This is a genomic window from Bradyrhizobium sp. 61 (assembly GCF_023073075.1).
In the GTDB taxonomy this organism is placed as follows: domain Bacteria; phylum Pseudomonadota; class Alphaproteobacteria; order Rhizobiales; family Xanthobacteraceae; genus Bradyrhizobium; species Bradyrhizobium barranii.
Window position 1 is genome coordinate 38013 of sequence record NZ_JADPIU010000014.1, and the last position, 18415, is coordinate 56427.

Annotated in this window: 13 protein-coding genes; 5 read left to right on the forward strand and 8 right to left on the reverse strand. The window is 65.8% G+C overall.

Annotated features, from left to right (window positions below):
• Positions 1-253: 253 nt before the first annotated feature.
• Both IVB46_RS06240 and IVB46_RS06245 read left to right on the forward strand, forming a co-directional pair.
• On the forward strand, positions 254-1147 hold the full coding sequence (locus IVB46_RS06240) for a MipA/OmpV family protein (RefSeq protein WP_247309174.1): 894 nt from the start codon (positions 254-256) through the stop codon (positions 1145-1147).
• A 6-nt stretch (positions 1148-1153) separates the two neighbouring features.
• The gene (locus IVB46_RS06245) at positions 1154-1894 is read left to right on the forward strand and encodes a hypothetical protein (protein ID WP_247309176.1); all 741 of its coding nucleotides are present in this window, start codon (positions 1154-1156) and stop codon (positions 1892-1894) included.
• 17 nt (positions 1895-1911) lie between these two features.
• On the opposite strand, the gene garD is transcribed toward IVB46_RS06245, so the two are convergent.
• The 8 genes from garD to IVB46_RS06285 form a co-directional block, all read right to left on the reverse strand.
• Entirely contained in the window at positions 1912-3453 is a 1542-nt protein-coding gene (gene garD, locus IVB46_RS06250) for a galactarate dehydratase (protein ID WP_247309178.1), read from the reverse strand.
• A 129-nt stretch (positions 3454-3582) separates the two neighbouring features.
• Positions 3583-5031, reverse strand: a complete 1449-nt coding sequence (locus tag IVB46_RS06255; RefSeq protein WP_247342328.1) for an aldehyde dehydrogenase family protein — start codon at positions 5029-5031, stop codon at positions 3583-3585.
• Between the two features lie 19 nt (positions 5032-5050).
• Positions 5051-6394, reverse strand: coding sequence for a glucarate dehydratase (gudD, locus tag IVB46_RS06260; protein ID WP_247309182.1), 1344 nt, complete (start codon positions 6392-6394; stop codon positions 5051-5053).
• A 26-nt stretch (positions 6395-6420) separates the two neighbouring features.
• Positions 6421-7365 carry a 5-dehydro-4-deoxyglucarate dehydratase gene (gene kdgD / locus IVB46_RS06265; RefSeq protein ID WP_247309184.1) on the reverse strand — a complete coding sequence of 315 codons (945 nt, stop codon included), beginning with the start codon at positions 7363-7365 and terminating at the stop codon, positions 6421-6423.
• A 130-nt stretch (positions 7366-7495) separates the two neighbouring features.
• Entirely contained in the window at positions 7496-8401 is a 906-nt protein-coding gene (locus tag IVB46_RS06270; RefSeq protein WP_063982246.1) for a LysR substrate-binding domain-containing protein, read from the reverse strand.
• A gap of 122 nt (positions 8402-8523) precedes the next feature.
• Positions 8524-9879: an MFS transporter gene (locus IVB46_RS06275; protein WP_247309186.1), complete on the reverse strand. Its 1356-nt coding sequence runs from the start codon at positions 9877-9879 to the stop codon at positions 8524-8526.
• A gap of 381 nt (positions 9880-10260) precedes the next feature.
• Positions 10261-12210, reverse strand: coding sequence for a hypothetical protein (locus IVB46_RS06280; protein ID WP_247309191.1), 1950 nt, complete (start codon positions 12208-12210; stop codon positions 10261-10263).
• A gap of 90 nt (positions 12211-12300) precedes the next feature.
• On the reverse strand, positions 12301-13383 hold the full coding sequence (locus IVB46_RS06285) for a YbhN family protein (protein WP_247309192.1): 1083 nt from the start codon (positions 13381-13383) through the stop codon (positions 12301-12303).
• 444 nt (positions 13384-13827) lie between these two features.
• Here IVB46_RS06285 and IVB46_RS06290 point away from each other — a divergent pair, with 444 nt between their 5' ends.
• The 3 genes from IVB46_RS06290 (at position 13828) to IVB46_RS06300 (ending at position 18413) form a co-directional block, all read left to right on the forward strand.
• A complete protein-coding gene (locus IVB46_RS06290; protein WP_247309193.1) occupies positions 13828-14334 on the forward strand; it encodes a ferritin-like domain-containing protein in 507 nt (168 codons plus the stop codon).
• A 141-nt stretch (positions 14335-14475) separates the two neighbouring features.
• The gene (locus IVB46_RS06295) at positions 14476-15909 is read left to right on the forward strand and encodes an MFS transporter (RefSeq protein WP_247309194.1); all 1434 of its coding nucleotides are present in this window, start codon (positions 14476-14478) and stop codon (positions 15907-15909) included.
• Positions 15910-16013: 104 nt separating this feature from the next.
• Positions 16014-18413 (forward strand): EAL domain-containing protein, encoded by a 2400-nt coding sequence (locus tag IVB46_RS06300; protein WP_247309195.1) that lies wholly within the window; start codon positions 16014-16016, stop codon positions 18411-18413.
• Positions 18414-18415: the final 2 nt, after the last annotated feature.

Genomic DNA, 18415 nt, shown 5'->3' on the forward strand with positions numbered 1-18415 from the left:
AGGCAGCGAGCTTGGCGAATAAAAGGCAGGAACGCGGGCGCCGACCGGCCCTAGCGCGCAAAGTTTGGGAGCGTGAGCGCGGCCCGGCAATGTTCGGGCAATATTGATCCGGCGGCGCGCCCGGCATGCGCCGCGAATGGATCGGGGCGCTGCTTGCCCCTTGCAATCTTGGGGCAATTTTGCCGGACCACATGCTGTGGCTCCTAACCACACGAGTCGACCAGGCCAGCAAGGCCGGTCCGGGGCCCCGTAAATGAAGCATTTTGACGAAGCCGCTCTCGATCCTGCGGCGAGAGCGCAGCAAACCTTGCTGACCGCCTTCCTCGCCGCGTTCGGCGCGATCCTGGCAATCCCGCAGTCGGCATCGGCGCAGACGGCGTTCACACTGCCAGCCCCGCCGTTCGACGTGCCGATGCTGCCGTCACCTTCCGGCAACTGGACCGTCATGGTCGGCATCGGCGGAGAGTACACGCCGGATTTCGTCGGATCGAAGAACGGGAAGCTCATGCCGATCCCGATCTTCTCCATTCGCCGTGCCGGATCGGTCGACCAGTTTCGCGGGCCCCGCGACAGCGCCAGCATCGCGCTGCTCGACGTCGGCAATTTTCGCGCCGGCCCTGCGTTCAAATACGTCGCGTCGCGCAAGAGCGACAAATATGCCGAGCTGACCGGCCTTGGCGACGTCAAGGCCGCATACGAGCTCGGTGGGTTCGTCGAATATTTTCCGGTCGACTGGCTGCGCCTGCGCAGTGAATTGCGCCAGGGCATGGGCGGCCATACCGGCACGGTCGCCGATGTCTCCGCCGACGTCATCGTGCCGCTGATCCAAAGGCTCACGATCTCGGCCGGCCCGCGCTTCACCTGGAAAAGCACCAAGGCGACCGCGCCCTATTTCGGCGTCGACGCCACGCAGGCGATGGCGTCGGGACTGCCGATGTACGACGCTAGGGGCGGTGCGCATTCGGTCGGCTTCGGCAGCCAGATCTCCTATCGCATCAATCCGCAGTGGGAAGTCCATGCCTATGTCGAGTATGAGAAGCTGCTGGGCGACGCCGCAAACAGCCCGCTCGTGAAGCTGCGGGGATCGTCGAACCAGACGACGATCGGCCTCGGTGCGTCCTATTCGTTCGATTTCAGGATTCGATAGATCACCATGCGCCGCATTTCTTTTCTATGGGTTGGCCTGGCGGTCGCTTGCATCGCCCTCGGCGCGGCCGCCGCGTTCGAGACGCGCGCGACCCGGCTCCAGGCGATCAAGACCGTCGGCATCGTCTCGGCCATCGGCGAGGAGATGAGCCTGACGCAAGCCGGCCTGATTGCGCTCGGCAACGCCGGGCAAAGCCTCTCGATCAGCGCATGGGGGCTGGACGAGCTGATCGTCCAGCAGGCGACGAAGCTGCTCGGCGGACGCTTTCGCGTGCAGGCGGTGAGCTACCGGCGTGCGGCGTTTGCCGCGATCAGGGATTCGGCGGTTGCGCCCGTCAATCTCCTGCGCAGCGATCCGTTCAAGGAACTGGTTCGCAGCGATGTCGCGCCGCAGGGGTTGGATGCGTACATCGTCATCACCCGGGCCAGATCGAAGCTCGGCAACGGCCGCAACGTCGAGGGCATCGGGCTCGCCCAATATCGGACGCTGCTTGCGGACTACGGCCTGATCCACGCGCTCTACGAGGTGCGCGTGATCGACGGCAAGTCGTTCGACGTGATCGAGAAGCGGGCGGCCGCGCCGCTCGATAACACCGGAACCATGCGGCTCGCCGGACCCAGCGGGCCGATCGACGCGACGTTCGAGGGGCCGGCTGCGAGCGAACGGCTACGCGCGGCGATCACGGATCTCATCACGCGCAGCTTGCCCGTCACGCTGGGCGACATGCACCTGATCGACGGTCAGTGAGGCCGGTTGGCCCGGCCTCAGGTCACCGGCGCCGGATTGAACAGCGTGAGGTCGTTGTGGATGCCCCAGCGATCCGACCACGGCTTTGTGCGGCCACTGGCGACGTCGAGGATCAGGCGGAACAGGTCCCAGCCGGTTTCCTCGATGGTCTTCTCGCCGGTGGCGATGCCGCCGGCATCGAAATCGATCAGGTCCTTCCAGCGGCGCGCGAGCTCGGTGCGCGTCGCGACCTTGATGACGGGCGCAGCCGCCAGGCCATAGGGCGTGCCGCGGCCGGTGGTGAACACCTGCAGCGTCATGCCGGAGGCGAGCTGGAGCGTGCCGCAGATGAAGTCGGAGGCGGGTGTTGCCGCGAACAGCATGCCCTTCTGGGTCGCCTTCTCGCCGGGCGAGAGCACGCCGGTGATGGCGGACGAGCCGGATTTGACGATCGAGCCGAGTGATTTTTCGACGATGTTGGCGAGGCCGCCCTTCTTGTTACCGGGCGTGGTATTGGCGCTGCGGTCGGCGCCGCCGCGGGCGAGATAAGAGTCGTACCAGGCCATCTCGCGCACCAGCGCGCGGCCGACATCCTCGTTGATGGCGCGGCGCGTGAGCAGCTGGATCGCATCGCGGACCTCGGTGACCTCGGAGAACATCACGGTCGCGCCGGCACGCACCAGCAGGTCCGCCGCAAAGCCCAGCGCGGGGTTGGCGGTGACGCCGGAGAACGCGTCGCTGCCGCCGCATTGCAGGCCGATGACGAGGTCGGCGGCCGGGCAGGTCTCACGGGTGCGCTTGTTGAGGATCTTCAGGCGGGCCTCAGCCTGGGTCATGATCGCATCGACGATGGCGCCAAAACCGTCGAAAGCTTCGTCCTGCATACGCACGATGGCATCGCTGACGCCCTCCGGCACCAGTCGCTCGGGCGCGAGCTTTTCGCAGCCGAGACTGATGACCAGAATCTCGCCGCCGAAATTCGGGTTCTGCGCGATGTTCTGCAGCGTGCGGATCGGAACGACCGCATCGGGCGCATTGATGGCGACGCCGCAGCCATAGGCGTGCGTCAGCGGCACGACGTCGTCGACGTTCGGGTATTTCGGCAGCAGTTCGGCGCGGATGCGCTTCACGGCGTATTCCATCGTGCCCTTGACGCATTGCACGGAGGAGGAGATGCCGAGGATGTTCTTGGTGCCGACCGAGCCATCGGAGTTGCGAAAGCCTTCGAAGGTGAAGCCTTCGAGGGGCGGCAGCGGCGCGGGGACGGCGGTCGAGATTTCCAGCTTGTCGAGGGCAGGGGCCTCCGGCATGCGGATGCGCGCTTCGTCGACCCATTCGCCGGCCAGGATCGGCGACAACGCGTGGCCGATCACCTCGCCGTAGCGGATGATCGGTTGATCTTGCGCGATATCGACCAGCGCTGTCTTGTGCCCTTGCGGCACGAAGGCGCGCAGCGTCAGCCCGCTGGCGAAGCGGGAGCCGGCGGGAAGCCCGAAATCATTGACCACGATCGCGACATTGTCGCGCTCGTTGAGCTTGATGTAGCGTGGCTGCTCTTTCGCTGCGACGTCCTGGTCCATCTGCTTTGCCTCAGAAGCTGAAGTCGTAGGGTGGGCAAAGGCGCAACGCGCCGTGCCCACCCTGCTTCACACCGAACGTAAGCGGTGGGCACGCTTCGCTTTGCCCACCCTACGATATCTTCCCCGTGGTTAGCCCGGATAGGTATAGGCGGTCTTCACCGTGGTGTAGAACTCGCGCGCATAGGAGCCCTGCTCGCGGGCGCCGTAGCTCGAACCCTTCCGGCCGCCGAACGGCACGTGATAGTCGACGCCGGCGGTCGGCAGATTGACCATCACCATGCCGGACTCGCTGTTGCGCTTGTAGTGCGAGGCGTATTTCAGGCTGGAGGTGCAGATGCCGGAGGCGAGGCCGAACTCGGTGTCGTTGGAGATCGCCAGCGCTTCCTCGTAGTTCTTGGCGCGGATGACGGCGGCGACGGGGCCAAAAATCTCCTCGCGCGCGATGCGCATGTTGTTGTTGGCCTCGGTGAACAGCGCCGGCTGGAGGTAATGGCCGGGCGTCTCGCGCTTGAGCAGCTCGCCGCCGAAGGCGAGCTTTGCGCCTTCGTCCTGGCCGATCTTGATGTAGCGCAGGTCCTGGTCGAGCTGGCTCTGGTCAACGACGGGGCCGATATGCACGCCAGCCTTGAGCGCGTCGTCTACCGACAGGCCGCTCAGGCGCTCGGCCACAGCGGCAACGAAGCGGTCGTGGATGCCTTCGGTGACGATCAGGCGGGAGGAGGCGGTGCAGCGCTGACCGGTCGAGAAATAGGCGCCGTTGACGGCGACTTCGACGGCGGTCTTGAGGTCAGCGTCGTCGAGCACGACCAGCGGGTTCTTGCCGCCCATCTCGAGCTGGAACTTCTTCATCGGGTTCGACAGCACGCAGGCCTGCGCGATCTTGCGGCCGGTCTGCACCGAACCGGTGAAGGAGATCGCGGCCACATCCGGGTGATCGAGCAGGGTCTGGCCGACCACGGAGCCGGAGCCGACCACGAGGTTGAACACGCCGGCGGGAATGCCGGAGCGGGTGATGATCTCGGACAGCGCATGTCCCGAGCCCGGCACCAGCTCGGCGGGCTTGAACACCACGGTGTTGCCGTAGCAGAGCGCGGGCGCGATCTTCCAGGCGGGGATCGCGATCGGGAAATTCCAGGGCGTGATCATGCCGATGACGCCGACCGGCTCACGGGTGAGCTCGACGTCGAGACCGGGACGCACCGAGGCACCCTTTTCGCCGATCAGGCGCAGCGCCTCGCCGGCGAAGAATGCAAAGATCTGGCCGGCACGGGCGACCTCGCCGATGCCCTCGGGGAGCGTCTTGCCTTCCTCGCGGGCGAGCAGGCGGCCGAGCTCTTCCTTGCGGGCGAGGATTTCGAGAGAAATCTTGTTCAGCGCGTCATAGCGCACCTGCGGCGTCGACTGCGCCCAGGCGGGGAAGGCGGCCTTGGCTGCCGCGATCGCCTTCTCGGTCTGCGCCTTGTCGGCCTTGGCGTACTCGCCGACGAGATCGTTGGTGTTGGAGGGGTTGATGTTCTTGGTGACGCCGGAGCCGTCGACCCATTCGCCGCCGATGAAGTTCTTCAGGATCGCAGTCATGTAGTCCTCCGAGATTTTCTTAACGCACGAGGCAGGGACGCTTGTCGTCAAAGGTCCAGCCGGGGATCAGGTCCTGCATGGCAGTAGCGTCATCGCGGGCGCCGAGTCCATGCTTCTTGTAAAGCTCATGCGCGGTTTCGATGGCCGGGCGGTCGATTTCGATGCCCAGGCCCGGCCGCTCGGGCACGGCGATCTTGCCGCCCTTGATCTGGAGCGGCTCCTTGGTCAGCGCCTGGCCGTCCTGCCAGATCCAGTGGGTGTCGATCGCGGTGACCTTGCCGGGCGCGGCGGCGCCGACATGGGTGAACATCGCGAGCGAAATGTCAAAGTGATTGTTGGAGTGCGAGCCCCAGGTCAGGCCGTTGTCGCGGCAGGTCTGGGCGACGCGCACCGAGCCCTGCATGGTCCAGAAGTGGGGATCGGCCAGCGGAATGTCCACCGCGCCCAGGCGCAGCGCATGGGAGAGCTGGCGCCAGTCGGTCGCGATCATGTTGGTCGCGGTCGGCAGGCCCGTGGCACAGCGGAACTCGGCCATGATCTCGCGACCCGAGAAGCCGGCTTCGGCGCCGCAGGGATCCTCGGCATAGGCAAGAATGCCGTGCATGCCCTTGCAGAGGCTGATGGCCTCGTCGAGCGACCATGCGCCGTTGGGGTCGAGCGTGACGCGTGCGTCGGGGAAGCGTTTTGCGATGGCGGTGACGGCCTCGATCTCCTGCTCGCCGCGGAGCACGCCGCCCTTGAGCTTGAAGTCGGCGAAGCCATAGTGGTCGTGGGTGGCTTCCGCGAGCCGCACCACGGTCTCCGGCGTCATCGCCTCCTGGTGGCGCAGGTTGAACCATTCGGGCTTGCCGGTCTCGCCCTTGGTGTAATCGAGCTTCGACCTGCGCCGGTCGCCGACGAAGAAGAGATAGCCGAGCGTCTCGACGCTCTTGCGCTGCTGGCCTTCGCCGAGCAGCGCCGCTACGGGCAGGTTGAGGTGCTGGCCAAGCAAATCGAGCAGTGCGGACTCGATCGCCGTGACCGCATGGATCATCACGCGCAGGTCGAACGTCTGCTTGCCGCGGCCGCCGGCATCTCGGTCGGCGAACGCCGTGCGGGCGTCGGCAAGGATGTTGTTCATCGCGCCGACGGTCTTGCCGATCACGAGATCGCGGGCATCCTGGAGCGTCTGCCAGATCTTTTGCCCGCCCGGCACCTCGCCGACGCCGGTGTGTCCGGAATTATCGGTGAGGATGACGATGTTGCGGGTGAAGAACGGCGCGTGCGCGCCGCTCAGGTTGAGGAGCATGCTGTCGCGGCCCGCGACCGGGATCACCTGCATCGATGTGACGACCGGTGCGCCAGAAACCTCAGTCTGGGCCATCGCACGCTCCTCCCTGTTGTTGTCTGTTATTCTGCAGCTTGTTGTGACGATCGGATGGCGGGGAGATTCTTCACCAGTGCGGTCAGCTCCGCAACCTCCTGCTCGGTGAGATCGGTCAGCGGCGGGCGGACCGGGCCGGAATCGCGGCCGATCACGTTCATGCCGGCCTTGATGATCGAGACCGCATAGCCCTTCTTGCGGTTGCGGATTGCGATCAGCGGCAGGATGAAGTTCTTCAGGCCGGCATGGATCGTCTCATGGTCGCGCTTGCGCACCGCGGCGTAGAAGTTGGTGGCGAATTCCGGAACGAAATTGAACACGGCCGAGGAATAGGTCGTCACGCCCATGTCGAGATAGGGCAGTGCGAAGGTTTCCGCGGTCGGCAGGCCGCCGATATAGGTGAGGCGGTCGCCGAGCTTGGTGTAGACGCGGGTCATCAGCTCGATGTCGCCGATGCCGTCCTTGTAGCCGACGAGGTTCGGGCAGCGCTCGGCGAGGCGCGCCAGCGTATCGGGCTGCAGGATGGCGTTGTCGCGGTTGTAGACGATGACGCCGATCTTCACGGCGGCGCACACGGCTTCCACGTGGGCGGCAAGGCCGTCCTGCTCGGAATGGGTCAGATAGGGCGGCAGCAGCAACAGGCCGTCGGCGCCGGCCTTTTCCGCGCCGATCGCGATCTCGCGCGCGGTGGCGGTGCCGTAGCCGGTGCCGGCGAGCACGGGCACGCGGCCCTTGGTCTCGTCGACGGCGATCTTGACCACCTGCGGAACCTCGGTCGGCGTCAGCGAGAAGAACTCGCCGGTGCCGCCGGCGGCGAACAGGCCGGCAACGTCATAGCCGCACAGCCAGTCCATATTGGCGCGGTAGGTCGCCTCATCGAACGAATAGTCCGCCTTGAAGGGCGTGACGGGGAAGGACAGGAGGCCCGATCCGATCTTCTGGGCCATTTCCTGCGGGGTCATCTTGCTCATGGGCGCTGCTCCCTTAATTGCGTGTTGTGGAGGACGCGGGCCGAAGCCTGCGCGTCCATGCGCCGTTGTTTAGGAGACCGTTCGATGCGCGTCCAAGCCAAAGCCTATATCGACCGATGCGGATTGAGCATCAATCGTCCGCCACCTCCGCCGAGGACAATTCGCCGGCGATTTTGACCAGCGCGGAGAGCAGCGGATTCTCGTCGTCGCGGCGCCAGACCATGAACAACTCGACGGGAACGCGGGTGCGCAGCTTCAGCGGCCGCAGCCGCACGTCGGAGATCTTCAGGCTCGCGGCCGCGGCCGGCACGATGGCAAGGCCGAGGCCGGCGCGGACCATGGCGAGGATCGAATGGATCTGGCTCAGATGCTGCACATAGCGCGGAAGCACGTCGGCGCGGGTGAACAGCGCCACCAGGAGATCGTGGAAATATCGGCTCTCATAGGGCGAGTACATCACGAAGGGCTGGTCGTCGAAGTCCTTGATGGTGATGGTCTCGGCATTCGCCAGCGGATGCTTCTTCGGGATCGCGGCGAGCAGGGGTTCGGCGACGACACGGCGGCTGGCCACTTCGGGGCGCGCTATCGGCGGCCGCAACAGCCCGGCGTCGATCTGGCCGGAGCTGAGCGCCTCGAACTGATCACCGGACACCATCTCCTTCAGCGAGAAATCGACCTCGGGCAGCTTGGCGCGGCAGGCGGCGACGAGCTCCGGGAGGAAGCCGTAGGCGGCAGCCGCCGTGAAGCCGATTTTCAGCGAGCCGGTTTTGCCGAGCGCAATGCGGCGGGCGACCTGCGAGGCGCTTTCGGCGAGCTTCAGGATGCGCCGCGCCTCCGGCAGGAAGCTGCGCCCAGCCGGGGTCAGGCGCACCGAGCGGCTGGTGCGTTCGAGCAAGGGCGCGTCGATGATGTGCTCGAGCACCTGGATCTGCCGTGACAGCGGCGGCTGGGTCATGTTCAGCCGCGCGGCGGCGCGGCCGAAATGCAGTTCTTCGGCCACCGTGACGAAACAGCGGAGCTGGTTGAGGTCGAACATCGATACATGCCTTAGATGGATAAGGCGTTTCCCCGGCACTTCTAGCATCGATCATCCCCAAAACAAAGACGGCGGCTGAGGAGCCGCCGTTGAGTTGCCTGGTCAAGCTCCCGTGGGAGCCCTCAGGAGGAACGTTTGAGCACCACCCGCTCGATCTTGCCGACCACCACGAGATAGGCGAACGCGGCCACCAGCGCATTGGCGCCGACGAACAGCAGTGCGCCGCTGAATGAGCCGGTCGCGGCCAGGATGTAGCCGATCACGATCGGGGTGCTGATCGAGGAGAGGTTGCCGAAGGTGTTGAACAGGCCGCCGGAGACGCCGCCGGCTTCCTTGGGCGAGGTGTCGGAGACGACCGCCCAGCCGAGCGCACCGATGCCCTTGCCGAAGAAGGCGAGCGCCATGAAGCCGACCACAAGCGCCTGTCCGTCGACATAGTTGCAGGCGATGATCGACATCGACAGCAGCATGCCGCCGACGATCGGGATCTTGCGCGCCATCGTCAGTGAGCCGGTCTTGCGCAGAATGGCGTCGGAGATGACGCCGCCGAGCACGCCGCCGATGAAGCCGCACAGCGCGGGCAGCGTCGCGACGAAGCCGGCTTGCAGGATCGACAGGCCGCGCTCCTTGACGAGGTAGACCGGGAACCAGGTCAGGAAGAAATAGGTCAGCGTGTTGATGCAGTACTGGCCGAGATAGACGCCGAGCATCATGCGGTTGGAGAGCAACTGGCGGATGTGATCCCAGCCGGAGCCGGACTCGGGCGCACGCTCCTGCATCAGATCGTTTTTGGGCGCATCGAGATCGACCAGCGCGCCGCCTTCCTTGATGTAATCGAACTCGGCCTCGTTGATGCCGGGATGCTCCTTCGGGCCGTAGACGGTCTTGATCCAGACCAGGCCCATGATGACGCCGAGCCCACCCATCACGAAGAACACGAAGCGCCAGCCGTAATCATGCGCGATCCAGCCCATCAGCGGTGCGAAGATCACGGTGGCGAAATACTGCCCGGAATTGAAGAAGGCCGACGCGGTGCCGCGCTCATTGCCGGGAAACCAGGCCGCGACGATGCGGGCGTTGGCGGGGAACGAGGGCGCTTCCGCGACGCCGACGAGGAGGCGAAGTGCGAACAGCACGATGATGGCAGCGCCGGCGCTGAGGAAGCCGACCCAGCCTTGCATCATCGTGAACAGCGACCAGACGATGATGCTGAAGGCATAGACGAGGCGCGAGCCGTAGCGGTCGAGCAGCCAGCCGCCCGGCACCTGCGCCGCGACATAGGACCAGCCGAAGGCCGAGAAGATCCAGCCCATGGCGACGGGATCGAGATGAAGCTCCTTCGAGAGCGCGGGGCCCGCGATCGACAGCGTGGCGCGGTCGGCATAGTTCACGGTCGTGACCAGGAACAACATGGTCACGATGAACAGCCTGACGCGAGACCTCCTCACGTCCACTGCGGACGACACCACTGCGCTCATCACGCGCCTCCTTAGAACTCGAAATGTTTCCTCACTGCGACTCCTAGAGGCGCGCGCGGCAAAGTGTCCAAGTTCAAGGGAGTATCGATCGATGCCGTTTTTGGATCGATGGAACGGCAGGTGCGGGGAACGATCACGAGGTGACGAGAATGTGCGATCGTGATGCGCGAGGTCGTGCTCCGCACACCACTGGATTCCCCGCGACCCGGCTACGCCAAGGCTTCGCCGGGGCTTCAGTCTAGGGGCGCCGAAGCTTCAGCGTAGGCGGCAAGCGGGGAAACCAGTACGCCGCAGCCTCTCGATTCAATCACCGCTGTCACGGAGTACTGGATCGCCCGCCTTTGCGGGCGATGACAGCGCGTATGTGGGAGCAGTGTCGTGCTATTGCTGCGTGCCCAGCAGCGGCGCCAACAGGCCGCGCGTGACGCCGGGCGGCACGGCATCGAGGCCGAGCACGCTGCTCGCGGCCGGCAGTGCGGCGTCCGCCATCGCGGCGTGGCCTTCCGCGCTTGGATGCACGGCGCCGCCGTAGACGGCGGAGAGGACGCCCCAGGTGGCGTCGTGGATGTCGGTCGGTTGGCTCGCCGCCGGCAGGCCTTGCGGATAGGTCATCGCGGCAAAATAGCTGTCATTGGCATCGCGGATCCAGCGCGCGCGCGGCAGGTAGGCGCGATACTCCGAGGCGCCGCGGCCGCACAGCATCGGCTGGCTCGCCGCGCTCACGATATCGGGATTGAAGCTCTGGCCGTTCTCGGCGAAACACGTGCGGTCGAATTCGGGATCGTTGCCCGCATGGGCGCAGAAGCCGTGATCGGCGAACACTGCCTGGTGCGAGTCCACGAAGGTCATGCGATCGGCTTCGGGATCGCGGCACAGTGCGCCGCGCGTGCAGGTGGCGAGCCCCTTCAGCTGCGGCAGGAATTCGGTGTCGACGAAGGTCGAGACGCGAGCGAGGCGCTGCGGATCGGCGTTGAAGGACGGATGGATGTCGAACCCGGCGCGGCCGCCGCGGCAGGGCACGCCGCCATCGGCGAGCGCGGGATTGGCGTAGGAGACATAGACCACGTGCGAGAGGTCGCCGCCGACGAGCGGCTTCAGCGCCTCGCGCAGCTTGGCGAAATTCTGCGGCAGCTCGCGCGCCAGTGCATCGCGGGAATCGTCGACGCTCGCCATTACGCCGGAGCGGCGGAACAGCGCGCGCTCGGTCGCGGTGTCGACGATGACGTCGGCGACGAGGCCGGAGAAATAGACGTCGTTGGCGCCGACCGAGAGCAGCACGAGATCGAGCGTGCGGTCCGGCTGGCGCTTTTTCGCCGCGGTGAGCGCCTCACGCAGCTCGGCGACCTGGGCGTTCACGCTGGTGTTGCAGACGCCCGTCTTGCCGGGCGGGCATTCGCGGGCGCGCTGCGAGCCCAGCAGACCGTCGCCGATGCTGGCGCCGGTGCAGGCGAGTGGCAGAAAGGTCACCGCGATGTGGGTGTAGCGCACCGCGAGCGCGAGAGCCGTGCGGGCCTGGTAGCTGTAGAGCGAGCGGTGGCAGGGCGAGTTGAACCAGAGCGCGCCGTAATGCTGCCAGTTGGCGAGCGTGTCGGGTGCTTCGCAGGCGCGGCCACCTTTATAGCCGGCACGGCTCGGCCGGTAGTATTGCGCACCGGCGGTACCGAGATAGGAGCGGAAGCAGAAGCCTTCGTCCGACAGCGCCAGCGGCCGGTCGGGATTGCCTTCGCCGGAGGCGATGCTGTCGCCGAGCCCGGCGACGAAGATGTCGCGGACCTGGATCTCGGCCTGGACGCGCTGGGTCGGATCGGAGCCGGAGGAGACGTCGACGCTCGCGACCGTCTGCTTGCCGTAGCGGACGCGCAGGTTGATCGGCTCGGCGCAATCGAAAGTCGAGGTCTGCGGCCCGTCGCCGTCGTCGAACGACCAGGCGCAGGTGGCGCCGACCGGCACCGCGCCGGTCAGGCGCACGGTCACCGGATGGTCGGTCGGGGTGAGGTAATTCTCTTTGACGTTGTCGCGGGTGCAGGGCTGGTTGACCCGGCCTTGGAGGTCGATGCAGAGCCGGTTGACCATGTTGCGGGCCCAGCCGCGGCCCTCGCTCTGGAGCTCCAGCGACTGCTCGGCGGCGAGGATGCTGCGGTTACGCGCGTTCTCGACATGGAGCTGGAAGTCGCGCTCCTCGCGGAACAGGCGGAAGCGGTTGCGCACCTCCCAGGATATCTGCATCGCACCGGCGTTCTGCGCGGCGGCGCGCTCGAGCGGCAAAGACGTCAGAATCCCGGCAAGCAGCAGGAGGCCTGCGGGGAGGGTACGAAAGGAAAAAGGGATCATGGCCCGCGTGTTCAACGGCAAAGTTGAGGCGGAAATAAGAGAGCATTGCTGCCCCGCCCGCAACCTTTGTCTGACGGTCGCCCGCCCGCCTTACCGCTTGCTGGCCTGTCGCAACGACCGCTCGCGTTCCATCGCTGCTACCTGCTTGGGCAGGTTGCCTTGCGCGCAGGCCTCGGCCAGCCGCCGCCGCTCGTGCCAGGGCTCCACCACGTTCATCCAGAGCTCGCGCGCGCCCATGATGGAGATGGCGAGGCCGAACGGGATCACGAAATAGAGGATGCGGAAGACCAGCAGGGTCGCCAGAAGCTGCTCGCGGCCGAATTCGGGCAGCGCGACCAGCATGGCGACATCAAACACGCCGATCGAGCCGGGCGCGTGGCTGGCAAAGCCGATCAGCGTCGCCAGGATGAACACCACCGCCAGCGACATGAAGTCGATCGACGGATTGGCCGGCATCAGCAGGTACATCGCCGTGGCGCAGAAGCCGAGATCGACCACGCCGATCAGGATCTGGACCAGCGTCAGCGGCGCCGAGGGCAGCACCACTTTCCAGCCCTTCTGGCCGAGCTCGCGGCGCTTCTCGCCCATGCAGAGCCAGACCAGATAGGCGCCGATCGAGGCGAGGCCGCCGAGCCCGATCAGCCGGTTGATCGACGACGGCAGTTGATCCATCGATGAGGCGGCATCCGGATGGATGACCATGCCGATCGAGAGCACGAAGATGTTACCGAGCCAGAAGGTCAGGCCTGACAGGAAACAGATCTTCGCGACGTCGATCGCGTTCAGCCCGTAGTCCGAATAGATCCGGAAGCGGATCGCGCCGCCGGTAAAAACGGTGGCGCCGATGTTGTGGCCGATCGAATAGGACGTGAAGCTGGAGAGTGCTGCGATGCGATAGGGCACATGCTTCTTGCCGATCGTTCGCAGTGCAAAATAGTCGTAGAAGGTCAGCGTACAGAACGCGAAGACGACGCAGATCGCCGCCAGCCCGATATTCCCGCGGGGAATCTCGGTCAACGCGGTCAGGATGACGCCGGTATCGATGTCCTTGAGAGTGCGCGCAAGCGTTGTGATCGCGAAGGCGATGATGAAGACGCTCGCAGCAACACCGAGCCGTCGCCAGCCGATCCATCTCTTGAAGCCGCGCTTCAGCGCGGGCAGCAGTCCGTGCATTCATCCTCCCGGCGGGGGGCAAGACCGATCGGCCAGACATTGGCCGGTCGGGTGCGATCACTGCCCGAAATGGGCTTCGACCGCTAGGCATGGTGTAGCTCATTTAAGGCAAAAACAGCGACTTGTGCAGCCCTTGACAACGATAGGTTCTGCGTTCGACCGATAGGTTCTGCGGTGGACCGCCGCTTTTGTCATATGTGGTTCATATCGGGCGCGCGTTAAGCATATGAGTCGGGGCACCTGCCTGGAACGCGCGTCCGCATCTTGACATGATTTCGTGTCCGCCCGCAGTCGGCATTGTTCCAACGCAAGCGATGCGAGCTTTTTGGGAACGTCGGTACCGTGCGCCGGTTAGCGCTCCATCAGCAATCGAACATGGCGGAATCATCGGCTTTTCGTGCGAGCCGACGCCTCCGTGTTCCCGAAACCGCGAGGATCGGAACGATGGGACTGTTCACAAAAGACATCAAGACCATGAACGACCTGTTCGTGCACCAGCTTCAGGACATCTATTACGCCGAGCAGCAGCTTACCAAGGCGCTGCCGAGAATGGCAGATAAGGCCACCGATCCGCAGCTGAAGCAGGGCTTTTTGACGCACCTCGAAGAAACCAGGCAGCACGTCAAGCGGCTCGAGGAAGTGTTCAAGATGCACGGCGCGCAGGTGAAGGCGGTCGACTGCCCGGCCATCGACGGCATCATCGAGGAAGCCGACGAGACCGCCGGTGAAGTCGCCGACAAGGCGGTGCTGGACGCCGCCCTGATCAATGCGGCCCAGGCCGCGGAGCATTACGAGATCGTCCGCTACGGCAGCCTGATTGCCTGGGCCAAGCAGCTCGGCCGCAACGACTGCGCCACCGTGCTCGCCAAGACGCTGGAAGAAGAGAAGGCGACCGACAGGAAGCTGACCACGCTCGCCGAGAGCAAGGTCAACCGGCGCGCGGCGAGTTAGGGCCGGCGTTGCTGCGCAAGGCGTCGCGCGGTCATCCCGCGCGGCGCTCGCGTATGACGCATCCATCATTCGGTCATTGTCGAAACATGATGGCGGTCTGGAGGCGTATGTTTCGCATGGGGCTGCAACCGAGGCGGCAGCATGCGAGCCAGCACCATCAAATATGAACCCCTCGACGGCGGAGCCGCTGCGCAGCGTGCCGGCTCGCGCTTTGCGACATCCCTCACGCTTGCCGCGATGAGCCTCGGCTATGGCGTGGTCCAGCTCGACGTCACCATCGTCAACACCGCGCTGGATGCGATGGGCAAATCGCTCGGCGGCGGCGTCGCCGAGCTGCAATGGGTGGTCAGCGCCTACACCATCGCCTTTGCCGCCTTCATTCTGACCGCCGGTGCGCTCGGCGATCGCATCGGCGCCAAGCGCATCTTCATGGCGGGGTTCGCCATCTTCACCGCGGCCTCGCTCGCCTGCGCGATGTCGCCCAATGCGGCCGTGCTGATCGCAGCGCGGCTGGTCCAGGGGCTGGCGGCGGCGATCCTGGTGCCGAATTCCCTGGCGCTGCTCAATCATGCTTATGCGGACGACCGCGAGCGTGGCCGCGCCGTGGCGGTCTGGGCCGCCGGAGCGAGCCTGGCGCTGACTGCCGGTCCCTTCGTCGGCGGCGCGCTGATCACGCTGGTCGGCTGGCGCGCGATCTTCCTGGTCAACCTGCCGATCGGTCTTGCCGGCTTGTGGCTGAGCTGGCGCTACGCTAGCGAGACCACGCGGTCGCGCGCGCGCGAGATCGATCTGCCCGGCCAGCTCGCCGCGATCGCCGCGTTGGGCACGCTTGCCGGCGCGATCATCGAAGCTGGCGCGCTCGGCTGGAGCCATCCAGCCGTGATCGCAGCATTCGTTGCCTCAGCCGCATTCGCGGTGCTCTTCGTCTGGCGCGAGAGCCGCACCGTGCAGCCGATGCTGCCGCTGTCGCTGTTCCGTCACCGGCTGTTTACCCTGACCACGATCGTCGGCCTCCTCGTCAACATCGCGATCTACGGCCTGATCTTCGTGCTGAGCCTGTATTTCCAGAGGATCAACGGGCTGTCGGCCTGGTGGACCGGGCTCGCCTTCGTGCCGATGATGGGGGCGGTGCTGCCCGTCAACCTGCTGGCGCCGCGTGTGGCCGAGCGCATCGGCTCGTGCCCGACCATCGTGGTCGGCGCCTGTATCTCGGCGCTCGGCTGTCTCGGGCTGCTCTGGACCGAAGCCGGGACCAGCTACTGGGCGATCTTTGCGCAGATGATCGCGATCAGCGGTGGACTTGGCCTGCTGGTGCCGCCGCTGACCTCCACCTTGCTCGGCAGCATCGACAAGGCGCGCTCCGGCATCGCCGCCGGTGTCCTGAACGCGACGCGACAGACCGGCAGCGTGCTCGGCGTCGCGCTGTTCGGCTCGCTGGTGGCTTCGGACAGTGCATTCATGACGGGCCTTCACCAGTCGCTAATCATATCGGCGGCCGTCCTGCTGCTCGCCGCCGCCGTGATCGGCCTCGGCGCAAATGCACCTGACGCAAAGGCGCAAGGGCGCTCAATGTGAGCGATCCCACACATTCTCTGTTCACCATTCCCGAAACCGGCGCATAGCCGGTTACCGACTGTCCATCTCTGCCGGCTCTAGTGCGGTTGGAATAGGGGCCGGCAATGTATCAAGTTCTTTACTGCCTGACGGATCAGCATGATTGGCGTCTGGTCGCACTCGGCGGAGCGGTATGTCTGCTCGCCAGCGCGGCGGCGATCAGCCTGTTCCACCGCGCGCGTGCGGCGCGCGGGGGAGCTCGCGTATCGTGGGTCGCGCTTGATGCCGTTGTCGCCGGCGGCGGCATCTGGGCGACCCATTTCATCGCGATGCAGGCTTACGGTCCGGGTGCGGGCGGCGCTTACAACATTCCGTTGACGGTCCTGTCGCTGATCTTCGCGATCGCGGTCACCTTCATCGGGCTGAGCATCTCGGTGTCGGTGACGCGGGCGGGCCTGGTTGCGCTCGGCGGCGCCGTCGTTGGTGGCGGCGTTGCCGCCATGCACTACACCGGTATGATGGCGCTCGAGATTCCCGCGCACATCGGCTGGACGACCGGCACAGTGACGGTCTCGATCGTGCTCGGCATCGTCCTCGGGTCGCTTGCCCTGGTCGTTGCAGGGCGCCGCGACAGCCTTGCGGGCGCGCTCGGCGCGACTGTGCTGCTGACGCTTGCCATCGTCTCGCATCATTTCACCGCCATGGGCGCCGTGGAGCTGACGCCGGATCCTGCGGTCGTGATCAGCGGCCTGTCGATCCCGCCGGCCTCATTGTCGATCCTCACCGCCAGCGCCGCCGCTGCGATCATCGCGATCGCGCTCGCGGCGGCTCTGCTCGACCGCCGTGCCAAGGGCGAACTGGGACGCCAGCAGGTCGTGCTGGATACCGCGCTCGAGAACATGTCGCAGGGACTGTGCATGTTCGATGCGGACGGCAAGATCCAGCTCTTCAACGAGCGCTACGCAGCGTTGCTCGGCCGCACCGACATTCCGCTCGCCGGCCGCCTGCTCGTCGACGTGTTGCGGGAGGAGCAGGCCAAGGGCCAGTGGCAGGGCGATGCGGGCGAATTCTTCGCGCGCCTCGTGGTCGACGCGCGCGAGGGCCGCACGACCAGCCAGGTCGTCACCCGGTTGGGTCGCTCCATCCGCGTCGTCAACCAGCCGATGCAGGGCGGCGGCTGGGTCGCGACCTTCGAGGACATCACCGAATGGCTGGAGGCGCAGGCCAAGATCTCGCACATGGCGCGCCATGACGCGCTGACCAATCTGCCGAACCGCGTGCTGTTCCACGAGCAGCTCGAGCAGGGACTGGGCCGGGCGAAGTCGGGCGACCAGCTCGCGGTGCTGTGCCTCGATCTCGATCACTTCAAGGACATCAACGACTCGCTCGGCCATCCCATCGGCGATGCGCTGCTCAAGGAAGTCGGTCGCAGGCTGAAGGCCACTGTCGGCGCGAGCGACACCGTGGCGCGCCTCGGTGGCGACGAGTTCGCCGTGGTCCAGATCGGGCGCTCCGAGGAAGCCGCGGCGCGAGCCCTTGCCGGCCGCCTAGTCGAGGTGATCTCCGCGCCTTACGAGATCCACGACCATCAGATCGTGATCGGCGTCTCGATCGGCATCTCGCTGTCGCCGCAGGACAGCGATAATCCGGACGAGCTGTTGAAGAACGCCGACCTCGCGCTGTACCGCGCCAAGGCGGACGGCCGCGGTACCTATCGCTTCTTCGAGACCGGCATGGATGCGCGCGCGCAGGCGCGGCGGCTGCTGGAGATGGACTTGCGGGCGGCGTTGCTGCGCGACGAGTTCGAGGCGTACTACCAGCCGATCCGCGACGTCGCCAGCGGTCGCGTCGTCGCCTTCGAGGCGCTGTTGCGCTGGAACCATCCGCAGCGCGGCCTGATCGCCCCCATCAACTTCATTCCGGTGGCCGAGGAGACCGGCCTCATCGTCCAGCTCGGCGAGTTCGTGCTGCGCAGCGCCTGCAGTGACGCCGCCACCTGGCCGGACGATGTCGATGTCGCCGTCAACCTGTCGCCGGTGCAGTTCAAGAGTCAGAACCTGATCGCATCCGTGACCGATGCGCTGGCCGCCTCAGGGCTCGCAGCGCGGCGGCTCGAGCTCGAGATCACCGAATCGGTGCTGCTCCAGAACAGCGAGGCGACGCTGACCACCCTGCACGAGCTGCGCGCCATGGGCGTGCGGATCTCGCTCGACGATTTCGGCACCGGCTATTCGTCGCTGAGCTACCTGCGCAGCTTCCCGTTCGACAAGATCAAGATCGACCGCTCCTTCGTGTCGGAGCTTGCGACGCGCGAGGATTCCATGGCGATCATCCGCGCCGTGACCGGCCTCGGGCGCAGCCTCGGCATCGTCACCACGGCGGAAGGCGTCGAGAACGACGCGCAGCTCGAGCTGCTGCGGCGCGAGGGCTGCACCCAGGCGCAGGGCTATCTTTTCAGCAAGCCGCGGCCCGCATCTGATGTCGCGTTGATGCTGAACCGGCCGCGGCTGCTCGCCTCGGCCTGATG